The sequence below is a fragment of the Craurococcus roseus genome (assembly GCF_039523795.1).
Classification (GTDB): domain Bacteria; phylum Pseudomonadota; class Alphaproteobacteria; order Acetobacterales; family Acetobacteraceae; genus Craurococcus; species Craurococcus roseus.
This window is the reverse complement of the sequence record NZ_BAAAFZ010000077.1, coordinates 1-13,693: the sequence shown is the minus strand read 5'-3', so window position 1 is coordinate 13,693 and position 13,693 is coordinate 1. Positions and strand designations below refer to the sequence as shown.

Genomic DNA, 13,693 nt, shown 5'->3' with positions numbered 1-13,693 from the left:
GTGGCGCTAGGCGGATCGGCCCGACGATCCACGCTTCGGGTGTTTCCACCCGAAGCGATCGCCGTTCAATGGCGCCTGCCCATCAGGCGCGCCAGCACCATGAGGAGGAGGCCGAGGGCGACGACTCCGTAGGTTTCGGGGTTCTCCCGGACGGTCTCCACCGCGGCGACCGGAATCCAGAGCAGCGCGTCCCAGCCGAAAATGTGCGCGGCGAGGCCGAGCGCCACCAGCGCGGTGCCCGCGGTCCAGAGCCATTTCGCCATGGCGCGTGTGGCTTCCGGGTCAGCCGATCCGTTGCGCCCGGTCGCGCTGCACCGCATCGTCCACCAAGCGGCGGTCGCGCGATTCCTGCTTGCGGTTGTGGACCGCCACCAGCGCCCACAGGACGGCCACTCCGAGGAACGGCAGCCCCGCCAGGAACGGGAGGATCATCAAGACGAGGCCGAGCACCCAAAGCAGGCCGTTGAACACCGCCTGGAAGGGGCGGCCGGCCAACAGGAGGGCCAGGGGTGGAAGGACGAGGGCGAGGAGGTACATCATGACGCCCGGAAGATCGTGCCGCAGCCCCTTCGATTCCAGTCCCGCCGCACGGCGGCCCGGCGCGTCACGACGAAGGCGCGTCGCGCACCCGGCCCGGCCCCCAAGGGCTCATCGGCGGCTGCCGGGGCGGGCGGGCGGCCTGCACCATCATCAATTCGCCCACGTTCTCCGGCGTGATCAAGCCGACCAGCCTGCCAGCGGCATCCACGATGCCCACCGCCGGGTGTCGACCCTCCTGCATTACCCGCAGCGCCTCGTCGAGCGGCTGGCGGTGGTGCAGCACCGGCACGCCGTGGCGCATCACCTCCAGCACCGGGGTGTCCGGCCCGTGTTCGCGCAGCGCCCGGATCATGTCGTCGCGCGTGACCACGCCGCGCAGCCCCCCGCCGCCGTCCACCACGGGGAAGTCGTGCTGCGAGGTGCGGAGCAGGCACTCCACCGCATCCTCGACCGTGGCGGCGGTGGACAAGCTCTCGAAGCGCGTTTCGGCGGCATCGGACGCGATCATGCCACGGCCGGCGTCGCGCATCTGCGCCGCGCTCGCCTCGGCCGCAGCGCCCATGTAGACGAACAGCGCAATGAAAATCAGCAAGGGATTCCCGAACAGCCCCAGCAATCCCAGCGCGAAGGCCACTCCTTGCCCGACGCCGGCCGCGATCCGCGTGCCGCGTGCGTAGCCGAGCCGGGCGGCGAGCAGCGCCCGCAGCACGCGCCCGCCATCCATCGGGAACGCAGGGATCAGGTTGAACACCACCAGGGTGATGTTCACCCAGGCGAGGCGCTCCAGCATGCCCACGCCCGGGTTCTGCACCTGCGCCCCGTCATCCATAGACGGGAACCCGCCGAGCACGAGGAACAGCAGCGCGGCGATTACGACGTTCACGGCCGGACCCGCCAGCGCCACCACCAGCTCTTCCGCAGGCTTCTCGGGGATGCGCTCCAGCCGCGCCACGCCGCCGATGGGCAGCAGGGTGATGTCTGGCGTCTGAACGCCGTAGCGCCGGGCGGCGAAGACGTGTCCGAACTCGTGCAGCAACACGCAGAGGAACAGCAAGGAGATGAACAGCACGCCTTCGAAGGCCGCGCGCTGCCCGCCTTGGGTGTAGTGCGACAAACCGATCCAAACCAGGAAAAGAACGAAGGTGAGGTGGATGCGGATCACCGTGCCCTTCACGGTGCCGATGGGGAAAGACCAGCTCATGGGCGATGCCTCTTGGGATCGGCTTCGGCGCCGATGCGTCGGGTGCTGCAACGCGTGCGGTGGCGATCCGTCGCCGTGCGGGGTGTCAGCGCGGCGGCGCTGGCCGCGTGAGCAGCGTTATCTCCTCAGCGACGCCGGGCGCCGCGCGTTGCAAACCTTCCATGCCGACCATACCCGCCAAGGCCCGGCTGCTGGCGTGGGCCAAGTCCACCGCCGCCCGGCGCCCGTGCTGCATCGGGGCTTGGCGGGCGATCTCCACCAAACCTTCCGCGTAACGCTCGGGCGAGTGCCGCGAGGCGACCAGGGCGCGGCCGCGCCGGCCCGCCGCTTCGAAGGCTCCGGGCCGGGTGAGGAGCCGGGCCAAGTGCCGTTTGATGCCGCCGATCTCATCCTCCGGCTCCACGAAGAACACGGCGTCCTCGGGCAGGGTGGCGTACCAGCCGGTGCGGGTCACGAGGGAAGGGAGCCCGAGCGCCCAGGTCCGCAACTGGCTGGCCGACGCTTCGCCCATGCTCGGGTAGCGGAGGTTCACCGCGAGGTGCGCCCGCGCGATCCCGCGATCCAGATCCTGCTGGGGGACGAAACCGTGCGCCTCGACCAAGCGCCCGAGCCCGAGGGACGCGGTCAAGCGCCTCGCTTCCGCCTCGTCCTCGATCTGGCCGTAGATGTCCAAGCGGAAGGCGTCCCGCTCCGGCATCTCCGCCAAGGCGCGCAACAGGCTGGGCAACCTGCGATTGAAGCCGAGGTGGCCGAACATTACCAATCGGCGCGGTTCGCCGTCTGCCGTCTTGGCCGCTGCGGTGGGTTCCTGCACCCCGGCCAGATCGGTCGACAGGTCCAGGCGGTAGACCGGCAGGCGGGTGCGCGCCTCCAGCGCGCGCGCGCCGTCCGGGACGTGGCACACCAGGGCGGTCGCGCGATCGGCGGCGGCGAGGGTGAGGGGGAAGCGGTGGGCCAGGTCGCTGGCGCCGACCCCGCCGGTGAGGAGGCGCCGGCCCTGTTCCAAGCCCTCCGCGCCGTGGTGGCGGCGCATCGCGTCGAGGTACTCGGACCGCCAGCCGTGGTGGACCGCGAGGCCGGCGAAAAAGTGCTGCAGGACGGTGTCGTGCAGGATGGCGACGCCGGGCACGACGCCGGCCACGCGGAAGATATCGCCGTGGAGCGCGGTGTTGTTGCCGATGTTGAAGAAAGTGGCACGCGCCTCGTTGATCGCGGGCCAGGGCGGGGCGTCCGGCCGGAAGCGGCGCACCCGGACGCCTTCCGCGTCCGGCGCTGCCCAGTCCTCTTGCGACGTCCACACCGTGACGTCGGCCAGCCGACCCAGCGGCGGCAGCAGGTGCGCCGTGTGGTTGGCGATCTCCGAGCGCAGCGGCGGCAGGGGCGAGAAGAGGTTGAGCTTCAGCCGAGCAGGCACGCGAGGGTCTTTTCCCAGCCGATGTCCATGTCGCGGTAGCGTTGCCGCCCGGCCTGCCCGTACTCGCGCGCGAGGTTCCGCCGTCCCCAGAGCAGGTCCAACGCTTCGGCGAGCGCGGCGGGGCTCGGCTCGCAGACGATGCCGTTCACCCGGTCCTCCACGAACTCCAGCGGCCCGCCGGAGTCGGCGCAGGTCACGACCGCCTTGGAGGACAGCATCGCTTCCAGGGACACGTAGCCGTAGTCCTCGTCCCAAGGCGTGAAGACCACGCCCAGGCAATCCGCGTACAGCGCGATGCGCCGCTCGTCGGACACGGCGCCGGCCCAGACGACCCGCCCGCCCGGGGTGTCGCGTTCCGAGGCGCGCTTCAGCCCGTCGGTGTACCCGGCGTCGTCGGCCGCGCCCATGAACACCGCGCGTACCGGGTTGCGGGTCAGCGCCAGCGCCTCCACCACCAGGTGCTGCCGCTTGGCGCGGTTGATGCGGCTCGGCACGAGGAAATAATCGCCGTACTCGCCGCCCGACAGCCGCTCGGCGCCCGGCGGCGGGTGGTAGAGCGGCGTCGAGGGCAGGTCGCAGAAGCGCCGGAGCCGCTCGCTCACCTTGCGGGAGATGGTGTAGCAGGCGCGGGCTTCCGGGATGAGCCGGGTGTCCGCTTCCTGGATGGCGGAGCGGACGTGGGCGCCGTCCGGGTTCTTGTGCAGGTCGCCCAGCTCCGTACCCCAGAGGTCGTAAGCGCCGCGGTGCTGGTGCAGCAGCCACAGCACCTTGTTGGGGTGCCGCGCCAGGTAGGCCGGGAATTTGAGGCCGATCACCCGGTCGATCGGTACGCCGTTGCTTTCCTCCACGTCCACCAAGCGGCAGGCCAGCATGTGCTCGGGGATGCGCGCGGGCGGGTACCAGCGGAACGGCAGGCTGATGATCTCCGCTTGGTGGCCGGCGCGCCCGATCTCGCGCGCCAGGCTCTCCGCGAGCATCTCCGCGCCCCCGCGCACGAAGGGCACCTGCGCGGTGAGCAATCCGACGCGCACCTCAGGGTTTCCAGGCGACCAGGGCGTAGTCTTGCGGCCCGTAGAAGAGGCCGTCGAGCCGCTCGCCGAGCGCCTTGTCCTCGGCGTTGAAGGACTGGCCCGTCGGGTGCAGCGGCCGCGGGTGGGCGCGGTCGAAGCCGCGGGCTTCGGCGATCATCACCGTCATGTCGCTCGGCATCGGATTGCGGTGGGTGGGGTCGAGGTAGAAGTTGCGGCTGCCGACCAGCACGTTGTCCGGGTTCGGCGTTTCGAACACGATCGCGCCGCCCGGCGCCAGTGCGCGCAGCGCTTCGTCGAGGAGCCGCACGAAAACCTTGAACGGCAGATGCTCGATGATGTGGAAGCCGGTGACGGCGCCGAGCGAGCCGGCCGGCACGGCACCCAGGTGTTCGACGGCGTCCCCCGCGACCGCGTCCAGCCCCATGCCGCGGCAAAATTCCACCATGGCCTCGTTGAGGTCCACGCCGCGCGCGACCAAGTCGCGGTCGCGCAGCAGCTCCAGCCACTCGCCCCGGCCGCAGCCCACGTCCAGGACCGGCCGCGCGAGGGTGCCTGCCCCGCACTCCTCCAGCAGCGGCAGGTAGACCGCTTGGCGCTCCTTGATGAGCTCGCGCGCGCCGCGGAATTTGTCCTCGAACGCCATGTACAGCGCGTCGAGCGAGTTGTCGGCCGCCGCTGCGGCTTCGCCGCCGGCCGCGTGCGCCGCGGCCCGCTTGGCGGCCTCCGCCACGGTGGCTTCCAACGCGTCCAGCTTGTCCGCCAACGACACCACGGCGTCGTCCGTCAGTTTGCCGCGCTCGTCCAGCCGGGAGGCCGTCTCGGAGACGAGCGCGGTGAGCGCCCTTTCCATCTTGTTGGCGCGGGCGGCGGCCTCGGCTTCGCCGTCCATCCGGGCGCGCCTCTCCTCTCCGGAGGCCGCCGCCAAGCCCGCCATCCGCGCTTCCGCGGCCGAGAAGGCCTGTTCCATCCGCTGCAGGTGGCGCAACGTGGCGGGCAAGCCGGCCGCGGCGGTGCCGATCCGCAGCGCCCGCCCGAGGACCGGCACGCGGTAAGCGCGGGTGAGGAGGAAGCGGGGCTTGAGGCCGGGCACCGCGCGCCCGGCCGCCTTTCCTTCGTCGCTGAAGCGCACCCCGCCCAGGATCTCCAGCTTGCTCAGCCGCCCTTCCTGCAAGGCGGCGGCATAGAAGGAAGCGTGGTCGTCGGGCTCGCGGCCGAGCAGCTCCAAGTAGACGTGCCGCACGAAGTCCGCGCCCTGCCGAGCCATCAGCGGTCCGAGGTCGAGCGGCGTGGACATGTCCCGGCGGGTTTCCGGACGCGCGGCGGGGAACGTCGACGTCGGCGGGCCGAGCGACGGCATGGTCCCGCCGGCGGCGCCTCCGCTGCCGGATGGAGGCGCGACAGTCCGGTCGTCGAGCGCTGTCCGGATCATCTCCACCACTAGGTCCGAAGCTTGAAGGTCGGGCACAGGCATCGGCTGCGACGCGGACGCCCCCGCCCCGTTGGAGGCGTTGCCGCTTCCGGCGCGGTCGGCGGGGGCGTCCGACGGCAGCCGGGGCCGCGTCCCCTCGTTCAAAGCGGCACCAGCCGGGCCTTGAGGCTGTTGACGTCTATGGTGGCCTCCTCCGCGCGCAAACGCGCGCGCCGGAACATCGCCTCGTATTCGGACGCCGTGAAGCTCTGCTCGTTGACGCCCTTGCGCAGCTCCGACAGGAAATCCGGGGCGACCGCGCCGGGGTGGACGTGCCCGACGGGCTCGCAGAGCACGCCCACGAACCCGCCCGGCCTCACCCTGGTGGCGACATGGGCGAGCACCCGCGCCGGGTCCGGGAAGTGGTGCAGGGTGGCGAACATGACGGCGGCGTCGAAGAAGCCGGGCGGGAAGGGCAGGTCCTCGGCGTCGGCGCACAGGAACGCCGCGTCACGGCCGTCGCGGCGGTGGAGCAGGTCGCCCAACTGGAGGCCGAGCAGGTCCACGTCGAGGTTGTACAGGTCGACGTTCGCCAAGCCGGCCGCCATGGGATGGACGTTGCCGCCGACTTCCAGCACGCGCACCAGCTTGGCCTTGGCGAGGGGCTGGAGCCAACGCCGGAACACGTCCTGACCGATGCGGTGGTCCTCTTCGTAGGTGCGGTGCGGCTCGCTGTGCCGGACCCAGCCGTCCGGCAGCGCCGGCCCGGCGGCGCCCCCGACCCGCACGGAGATGCGTCTGGCGTCGTCGTGCATGAAGCGCACGCCTTCCTGCACGAAGCTCACCTGCAGCAGCATCCTGCCGGACACGCGCGGCGTGGCGATGAACGCCGGCACGGTGAGTTCGCGGCCCGGCGGCACGTCGATCGGGAGGGGTGTGCGGACGTCGGGCGCGTCGACCGGCTTGCCCGCCTCGTCGAACCACGACACGTGGACCCTCGCCTCGTGCGGCGGCCGGTGCCGGAACGCGACCGCACCGGTGTTGCGGAAGCGCAGGTTCGCCATGGTTTCCGTTCCGGCCGGCAGGCGCCGCGGCACGTGGTCGAGCAGCGTCCACCGGTAGCGCGGGAGGGCGTCGGCGTCGTCCGCGGCCGGCTGCGCCTCCTCGGCGCGGTGCCCGGAACCGTCGATGCCGTGCCCGCTGCCGCGCAGCCGGTCGAGGAGCTGCGCGCTCTCGACCTGCACCTGCTCGTCCCCGAAGCTGGCCCGGCGACGGAACATCTGCCGCACGCGGAGCGCGTCCGCCGGGGCCGAACCGAGGCCGAGCGCTTCCAGGACTTGGTGGACGGTGGCGTTGTCGGGGTCGTCGCCGGCGGCCGGAACGGCGTCTCGGAACAGGACCGGGACGCGGCCCAGCACCGGATAGGACGAGCCGCAGTCGCCGCACTCCAGGAGCCCGCCTCCGTCGCGCAAATCGGCGGACCTGCACCGCGGGCATTCGAGGCCGGCCATCATCGGCGGAGTGCCGCCCGGCCGGCCGGCCGCGCACCCCCAGCCGGAGCCGACCATTCCCAAGCGTCTTCCATGGGCGAACCCTAAGGCTTGGGGCGGCGCGGCGGAAGGGGAGGGGGCCGGCGGAAGCCCCCGCCCCGCCGCCTCATGTCGCCGGGAGGACGTCGCGCGGCCGGACCACCGCGTAGAGCGCCGCGATGGCCACCAGCACCACGCCGGCGAGCAAAGGGGCGCGCCAATCGCCGGTGGCGACCCGGTTTATCAGCAAGGCGAGGCAGACCAGGGCGCCCAGCGCCGGCACGAAGGACGGCACCTCGAAGCCGCCGCGCGGCTCGTTCGGGCGGCGCTGGAGGATGAACAGGGCGATGTTCACCAGGGAGAACACCGCCAGCAGCAGCAGCACGGTGGCCGAGGCGAGCTGCGTGATGTCGCCGCTGAGCATCAGCGCGACCACGACCACGAACAGCGCGGCGATGGCCATGTAGGGCGTCCGCGTGCCTTCGTGGAGGCGGCCGAGCACCTGGGGCAGCAGGCCCTGCCGCGCCATGCCGTAGGTGAGGCGCGACGCGGTGACGTAGTTGAGCAGCGCCGTGTTGGCGACCGCGAAGACGGTGATGGCGACGTAGAACCAGCCCGGCAGCCAGGGCGCGGCGCGGTTCATGACTTCGGCCAGGGGGCCGGGCGCGACGGCGAGTTCCCGCCAGGGCACGACGGACACGGCGGTGACGGCGATGGCTATGTAGAGCACCGTCGCCACGATCATCGCCGAAACGATGCCGATGGGCACAGTGCGCTGCGGGTCGTGACACTCTTCGGCGACGTTGAGCGTGTCCTCGAAGCCGATGAAGGAGAAGAAGGTGAGGATCGCGCCCTGGAGCAGGAGCTGCGCGGTGATGCCCTCCGGCGAGGGCGTTTCGAACAGGTTCGTGGTGCCCCACCAGGACATGCCGACCGCGATCACCAGCAGCAGGCCCCCGGCCTCCACCACGGTGCAGACGATGTTCATCCACATGCTCTCGCGGATGCCGCGGAACACGATGCCCGCGATCAGCAGCAGGAAGCCGAGCGAGATGAGGGTCGACGGCACGCCCGGGATCTCGACGAGCCGCAGCAGGTTCTCGGCGACCACGCGCGATTGTGTGGCGACGGAGGTGAGGCCCGACATCATGACCGCGAGCCCCACCATCCAGGTGAGCAGCGGGCGGTGGTAGGTGCGGTGCGTGATGTAGGCGGCGCCGCCCGCGCGCGGGTAGCGCGAGCCGAGCGAGGCGTAGGACAGGCCGGTGAGCAGCGCCGCCACCATGGCGACGATGAAGCCGAGCCAAACGGCGGCGCCTAGCTGCCCGGCAGCGCGGCCGACCAGGCCGTAGATGCCCGCGCCGAGCATGCCGCCGAGGGTGTAGGCGAAGAGCTGGAAGGGGCCGATGCTGCGGCGGAGGCCGGGCTCCTCGGCGCCGGCGACGGGCGGGCTGGCGACTGCTTCGCTCATGGACGCGCCTCATTCGTTCGGTGTGCGGCCGGGCCAGAGGAGGCGCGCCGACGGTGCCGCCGACGCTAGGACCGGTTTCCGGGGACTGGCAAGGTGTGCTCTGCCGTGCATCCTGTCCGTTCCGGAACGCGAGGGAGCACGGCGGCTTGGGCTTCGACCTCCTGGTGCGCGACGCGCGCCTGCCCGAAGCCGGGCGGGGCGGGCCGACGGTGGACATCGGCGTTTACGGCGGCCGCTTCGCGGCGATCGCGCCGCGCTTGGCGGAAGAGGCCGGCGAGGTGGTGGAGGCGGGCGGCCGGCTGGTCTCGCCCGGCTTCGTGGAGACGCACATCCACCTGGACAAGACCTGCATCATCGACCGCTGCGCCTGCGAGGAGGGTAGGGCGCACCGGGCGATGGAGCGCGTTTCCGCGGTGAAGCACACCTTCACGGTGGAGGACGTCGCCGACCGCGCGACGCGCACCCTGGAGAAGTGCATCACCCACGGCACCACCCTCATGCGGACCCACGCGGAGGTGGACCCCAAGGTCGGCCTGCGCGGCTTCGAGGGGGTGCGGAGCCTGGTGGAGCGTTACGCCTGGGCGATCGACATCGAGATCTGCGTGATGCCGCAGGAGGGGCTGACCGACAACCCGGGCACCGACGAGCTGATGGTGGCGGCGCTGGAGAACGGCGCGACCGTGGTGGGCGCGGCGCCGAGCTACGACGCCGACCCCGCGGCGCAGATCCGGCGCGTCTTCGAGCTAGCGCGGCGCTACGACCTCGACATCGACATGCACCTCGACAGCGGCAACACCGCCGAGCACCTCGACCTGCTGCTGGTGTGCGAGCTGGCGGAGGAGCACGGCTGGCAGGGGCGGGTCACCATCGGGCACGCGACCAAGCTGTCGCTGGTGCCGCCCGACAGGCTGGCTGAGCTGGCGGCGCGGCTGCGGGACGCCGGCGTGGCCGTGACGGTGCTGCCCTCCACCGACCTCTGGCTCGGCGGGCGGGACCAGCAATGGGGCGTGCGGCGGAACGTGGCGGACGCGAACGCCCTGTCGCGGCTGGGCGTCCTCTGCGCCATCTCGTCCAACAACATCCTGAACCCGTTCACGCCGATGGGCGACGGGCAGCTCATCCGGCAGGCGAACCTCTACGCCAACACCGTGCAGCGGGCGTCGCCGGAGGAGCTGGAGGCGGTTTGGGGCATGTTCACGACGGACAGCGCGCGCCTCATGCGCCGCCAGGACCACGGCATCGCGCCCGGCAAGCCGGCGGATTTCGTGCTGGTGGACGCGCCGAGCGCCGTGGACGCGCTGCGGGAGATCGCGCCCACGCTCGGCGCCTGGAAGCGCGGCCGGCGGACCTTCACCCGCGGGGCGCCGGTGCTGCACCGGCCGTAGGAGGCGAGCGGATGGCGGAGACTCCGGCGGCCGGCGTGGCTGAAGCGGTGATGGCGGAAGGGACGCTGGCCGCGTCCCTCTTCGACGCGCTGCGGCGCGACGGCCTGGACGAGCCGGGGGTGACGCGCGACCCTTACGGCCCCGGCGAGCAGCGGGCGCACGCGACGGCGACCGCGGCGGCGGAGCGGCTCGGCCTCCGCGTGGAACGCGACTTCGCGGCCAACACCTACATGACGCTGCCCGGGCGCGACGCGGGGGCGCCGCGCGTGGTGGTCGGTTCGCACCTCGACAGCGTGCCGCACGGCGGCAACTTCGACGGCGCGGCCGGCGTGGTCGCAGGGCTGGTGGCCGTCGCGGCGCTCAAGCGGCTCGGGCTGGCGCCGAGGTGCGACGTGACCGTCATGGCCGTGCGCGCCGAGGAGAGCGTGTGGTTCCAGGTCTCCTACGTCGGCAGCCGTTCGGCGCTCGGCAGCCTGCCGGACGGCGCGCTGGAGGCGAAGCGCATCGACACCGGCCGGACGCTGGCCGAGCACATGGCGGAGTGCGGCGGCGATCCTGATGCGGTCCGAGCGCGGCGGCGTTTCCTGGAGCCGTCGAAGCTGCGGGCCTTCTTGGAACTGCACATCGAGCAGGCGCCGAGCCTCGTCGAAGACGGCAAGCCGCTCGCGGTTTGCACCGGCATCCCGGGCAACTTCCGGTACCCGGAGGCGCGGATCGAGGGGCGGAACGAGCACGTCGGCCTGCCTCGCCGCTTCCGCCGCGACGCCGCCATGGCCGGCGCGGATTTCGCAATGGTGCTCGACCGCGTGTGGGAGGAGCACGAGGCGCGCAGCGTGCCGATGGCGGCGACGCTCGGCCGCTTCCACACCGACGCGGCGCTGCACGGCATGACCTTCGTGCCAGGGCTGTTCCACTTCAGCCTGGACGTGCGCGCGTACGACGAGGCGGTGCTGGCCGGGCTGGACCGGAGGGTGGACGGGATCGTCGCCGAGGTGGAGGGGCGCCGGGGCGTGCGCTTCCATCTCGGGCGGAAGGCGCGCGCGGCGGTGGGCGCCGTGGACCCGGCGATCAGGGCGTCGCTGCTGGCGGGCGCGCGGGCGCTGGGCCTGCCGCCCGCCGAGTTGGGCAGCCCCGCCTCGCACGACGCCGCGGCCTTCGCCGAGGCGGGCGTGCCTATGGGGATGCTGTTCGTGCGCAACCGCAACGGCAGCCACAACCCCGACGAGGCGATGGAGTTGGACGACTTCCTCCAGGCCACGTCGGTGCTGGCGTTGTGGTTGGTGGAGAACGCCTGCGGCGGTTAGTTTTGCGGCACTTCCAGCTTGGAGAGGATGGGGCGCCAGCGCTCCGCCTCGGCGCGGAGGAACTCGGCGAACCGCGCCGGCGTGCCGCCTTGCAGGAACTGGCCCTCGTTGGTGAGGCGGTCGCGGATGGCGGGGTCTTGGAGGGCCTGCACGGCGGCTTCGTTGAGGCGCCCCACCACGGCCGGCGGGGTGCGGGCCGGCGCCAGCAGGCCGAACCAACTCTCCGCGACGAGGCCGGGCGCGGCCTGCTCGGCGAAGGTCGGCACGTCGGGGGTGGAGGGCACGCGCTCCGCGCTGGTCCAACCGAGCAGGCGGCCCTGCTTGTTGCGGTAGACGGGAAGGGCGGTGCTGCCGGCCACCACCAGCAGGTCGAGGGTGCCGGCGAGGAAATCATTCAACTGCGCCGCGTCGCCGCGGTAGGTCACGTCCTGCATCTGCAGGCCGAGGCGGTCCAGCACCATCAGCATCGCCACGTTGGTGAGGGTGGTCGGGCCGTTGGTGCCGTAGGTGATGCGCCCGGGCCGGGCGCGGGCGGCGGCGATCAGCGCCGGGATGTCGGCCGGGCCGTCGTGGCGCGCGATCACCGCGAAGGGGAAGGTGGAGACGAGGGTGATCGGCGCGAAGTCCTCCACCTTGTAGGGGAGGTTCCGTTGCACGACGGGGTTGATGGTGAGGGTAGTGCCGGCCGCCATCAGCACGGTATGGCCGTCCGGCTGGGCGCGGGCGACGGCGTCGGCGCCGACGATGGTGTTGCCGCCGGGCTTGTTCTCCACTTGCACCGGCTTGCCGAGGACGGCGGACATGCGCTCCGCCATCAGCCGCGTCACCACGTCCGTGCTGCCGCCGGGGCTGAAGGGCACGACGATCGTCACCGGGCGCGAGGGGAAGGCGTCGGGCTGGGCCAGCGCCGGGCGCGCGAGCGGCGGGGCCGCCGCGACGCAGGCGAGCGAGGCGAGCAACCGTCGGCGCGAGGCGTCGGGCATGGGTGTTCCTCCCTGTGCGTTGCGGACCGAACGTGCCACGGGCGCGGACGTTGCGCGGCGGCCCCGGATGCGGTGGGGTGGGGCTGGACTCCGGTGGAGGCGCGACGCGGATGCCGCTCGGGCGGAGATCTATCGGCTTCTTGGGCGCCGCTTTGGCCTCGTCCGTGGCGGCGGCGGAGCGCGTGGTCGTCGCGTCCAAGATCGACACCGAGGGCGCGCTGCTCGGCAACATGATCCTGCTGGCGTTGGAAGCGGCGGGCGTGCCGACGGCGAACCGCCTCCAACTCGGGCCGACGCGCATCGTCCGCGCGGCGCTGCTGGCGGGCGAGGTGGACATCTACCCCGAGTACACGGGCAACGGCGCCTTCTTCTTCGGCATGGAGGACGACCCCGCCTGGCGCTCGGCCGCGTCCGCCTACGAAACGGCGAAACGGCTGGACGCGGCGCGCAACGGCCTGGCCTGGCTGGACCGCGCGCCCGCGAACAACACCTGGGCCATCGCCGTGCGCGGCGACGTGGCGCGCCGGGAAGGCTTGCGGACGATGGAGGATTTCGCCGCCGCCGCGCCGCGCGGGGTGCTGAAGCTGGCGGCCTCGGCCGAGTTCGTGGAGAGCCCGGCGGCGCTGCCGGCCTTCGAGCGCGCCTACGGCTTCACGATGCCGCGCCGGCGCGTGGTGGTGCTGCCGGGCGGTGAGACGGCGGCGACCCTGCGCGCCGCGGCGCAGGACGTGAGCGGGGTGAACGCCTCCATGGTCTACGGCACGGACGGCGCGCTGGCCGTGCTCGACCTCGTGATGATGGAGGACACGCGCGGCGCCCAAGCGGTGTACGAGCCGGCGCCGGTGGTCCGCGCCGCGGCGCTGGAGCGGCACCCGGGCATCGCGCCGGTGCTGTCGCGCGTCTTTTCCGGGCTTTCCATGGAGCGGTTGCGGGCGCTCAACGCGGAGGTGGCGGTGGAGGGGCATCCGCCGGCCGCGGTGGCGCGGCGCCACCTCGCCCGCGAGGGCGTGCTGTCCTGACGCGGCCGGCAACCGCCCCGGTGGAGGCCGGGCTGCGGTTCGGCGCGGCGGCGTTGGCGCTGGCCGGGGTCTACGGCCTGCCTTGGCTTTCCATCGCGGCGAACCGCTTGGTGGCCGGGGAGCCGGTGGGCGCGCTCGATGCCTTCGGCCCGGCGGCGCACGCGGCGGCGCTCGTCGTCGTCCTCGCGGCCTGGCGCGGTGTCCCCGACCTTGCGGCGTCCGTCCTGCTCACCCTCGGCGTCGCGGGCGTGTTGGGCGCCACCGGATTCGCGGCGGCTGGCCTTTTGGACGGACGCCCGCCCGCGGCGCGCGCCATGCTGGGCGGCGGGTTCTGGCTGGCGCTCGGCGCGGCGGCGCTGCTGCTCGCGCTGCGCGCCCGCGCGCCGGGGTGGCGCGCGTGGTGGCCCG

At 72.6% G+C, this 13,693-nt stretch carries 12 protein-coding genes and 1 pseudogene; 4 read left to right on the top strand and 9 right to left on the bottom strand.

Going from position 1 to position 13,693, the window contains the following annotated elements:
- Nucleotides 1-65: 65 nt before the first annotated feature.
- The 8 genes from ABD067_RS22015 to ABD067_RS21980 all read right to left on the bottom strand — a co-directional run bounded on the left by ABD067_RS22015 (nucleotide 66) and on the right by ABD067_RS21980 (nucleotide 8,594).
- Nucleotides 66-263, bottom strand: a complete 198-nt coding sequence (locus ABD067_RS22015; protein ID WP_343897557.1) for a hypothetical protein — start codon at nucleotides 261-263, stop codon at nucleotides 66-68.
- 19 nt (nucleotides 264-282) lie between these two features.
- Entirely contained in the window at nucleotides 283-540 is a 258-nt protein-coding gene (locus tag ABD067_RS22010; RefSeq protein WP_343897556.1) for a hypothetical protein, read from the bottom strand.
- 64 nt (nucleotides 541-604) lie between these two features.
- On the bottom strand, nucleotides 605-1,741 hold the full coding sequence (locus tag ABD067_RS22005) for a site-2 protease family protein (protein WP_343897555.1): 1,137 nt from the start codon (nucleotides 1,739-1,741) through the stop codon (nucleotides 605-607).
- Nucleotides 1,742-1,826: 85 nt separating this feature from the next.
- On the bottom strand, nucleotides 1,827-3,155 hold the full coding sequence (locus tag ABD067_RS22000) for a glycosyltransferase (protein ID WP_343897554.1): 1,329 nt from the start codon (nucleotides 3,153-3,155) through the stop codon (nucleotides 1,827-1,829).
- Nucleotides 3,140-4,186 carry a glycosyltransferase family 4 protein gene (locus tag ABD067_RS21995; protein WP_343897553.1) on the bottom strand — a complete coding sequence of 349 codons (1,047 nt, stop codon included), beginning with the start codon at nucleotides 4,184-4,186 and terminating at the stop codon, nucleotides 3,140-3,142. Before ABD067_RS21995 ends, ABD067_RS22000 begins: the two co-directional genes overlap by 16 nt.
- A gap of 1 nt (nucleotide 4,187) precedes the next feature.
- Nucleotides 4,188-5,480, bottom strand: coding sequence for a methyltransferase domain-containing protein (locus ABD067_RS21990; protein WP_343897552.1), 1,293 nt, complete (start codon nucleotides 5,478-5,480; stop codon nucleotides 4,188-4,190).
- Nucleotides 5,481-5,755: 275 nt separating this feature from the next.
- On the bottom strand, nucleotides 5,756-7,066 hold the full coding sequence (locus ABD067_RS21985; RefSeq protein ID WP_343897551.1) for a class I SAM-dependent methyltransferase: 1,311 nt from the start codon (nucleotides 7,064-7,066) through the stop codon (nucleotides 5,756-5,758).
- Between the two features lie 184 nt (nucleotides 7,067-7,250).
- Nucleotides 7,251-8,594 carry an APC family permease gene (locus tag ABD067_RS21980; protein ID WP_343897550.1) on the bottom strand — a complete coding sequence of 448 codons (1,344 nt, stop codon included), beginning with the start codon at nucleotides 8,592-8,594 and terminating at the stop codon, nucleotides 7,251-7,253.
- A 146-nt stretch (nucleotides 8,595-8,740) separates the two neighbouring features.
- Between ABD067_RS21980 and ABD067_RS21975 the strand changes: the two genes are divergently transcribed.
- Together ABD067_RS21975 and ABD067_RS21970 are read left to right on the top strand one after the other, a co-directional pair.
- Nucleotides 8,741-9,979 (top strand): amidohydrolase family protein, encoded by a 1,239-nt coding sequence (locus ABD067_RS21975; protein ID WP_343897549.1) that lies wholly within the window; start codon nucleotides 8,741-8,743, stop codon nucleotides 9,977-9,979.
- An 11-nt stretch (nucleotides 9,980-9,990) separates the two neighbouring features.
- Nucleotides 9,991-11,283 carry a hydantoinase/carbamoylase family amidase gene (locus tag ABD067_RS21970; protein WP_343897548.1) on the top strand — a complete coding sequence of 431 codons (1,293 nt, stop codon included), beginning with the start codon at nucleotides 9,991-9,993 and terminating at the stop codon, nucleotides 11,281-11,283.
- Here the strand turns inward: ABD067_RS21970 and ABD067_RS21965 are convergent.
- Nucleotides 11,280-12,266, bottom strand: coding sequence for a Bug family tripartite tricarboxylate transporter substrate binding protein (locus ABD067_RS21965; protein ID WP_343897547.1), 987 nt, complete (start codon nucleotides 12,264-12,266; stop codon nucleotides 11,280-11,282). The genes ABD067_RS21970 and ABD067_RS21965 overlap by 4 nt on opposite strands.
- Before the next feature lie 77 nt (nucleotides 12,267-12,343).
- Between ABD067_RS21965 and osmF the strand changes: the two genes are divergently transcribed.
- Together osmF and ABD067_RS21955 are read left to right on the top strand one after the other, a co-directional pair.
- Nucleotides 12,344-13,285 carry a glycine betaine ABC transporter substrate-binding protein OsmF gene (osmF, locus tag ABD067_RS21960; protein WP_343897546.1) on the top strand — a complete coding sequence of 314 codons (942 nt, stop codon included), beginning with the start codon at nucleotides 12,344-12,346 and terminating at the stop codon, nucleotides 13,283-13,285.
- Nucleotides 13,286-13,305: 20 nt separating this feature from the next.
- Nucleotides 13,306-13,693: pseudogene (locus tag ABD067_RS21955) on the top strand (hypothetical protein); the annotation flags it as partial.

Bases quoted from the DNA above. Each gene is read 5' to 3' on its own strand.
- ABD067_RS21970 (WP_343897548.1), top strand. From the start codon at position 9,991: ATGGCGGAGACTCCGGCGGCCGGCGTGGCTGAAGCGGTGATGGCGGAA.
- ABD067_RS21990 (WP_343897552.1), bottom strand. From the start codon at position 5,480: ATGTCCACGCCGCTCGACCTCGGACCGCTGATGGCTCGGCAGGGCGCG.
- ABD067_RS22010 (WP_343897556.1), bottom strand. From the start codon at position 540: ATGATGTACCTCCTCGCCCTCGTCCTTCCACCCCTGGCCCTCCTGTTG.
- ABD067_RS22015 (WP_343897557.1), bottom strand. From the start codon at position 263: ATGGCGAAATGGCTCTGGACCGCGGGCACCGCGCTGGTGGCGCTCGGC.
- ABD067_RS21980 (WP_343897550.1), bottom strand. From the start codon at position 8,594: ATGAGCGAAGCAGTCGCCAGCCCGCCCGTCGCCGGCGCCGAGGAGCCC.
- ABD067_RS22005 (WP_343897555.1), bottom strand. From the start codon at position 1,741: ATGAGCTGGTCTTTCCCCATCGGCACCGTGAAGGGCACGGTGATCCGC.
- ABD067_RS21965 (WP_343897547.1), bottom strand. From the start codon at position 12,266: ATGCCCGACGCCTCGCGCCGACGGTTGCTCGCCTCGCTCGCCTGCGTC.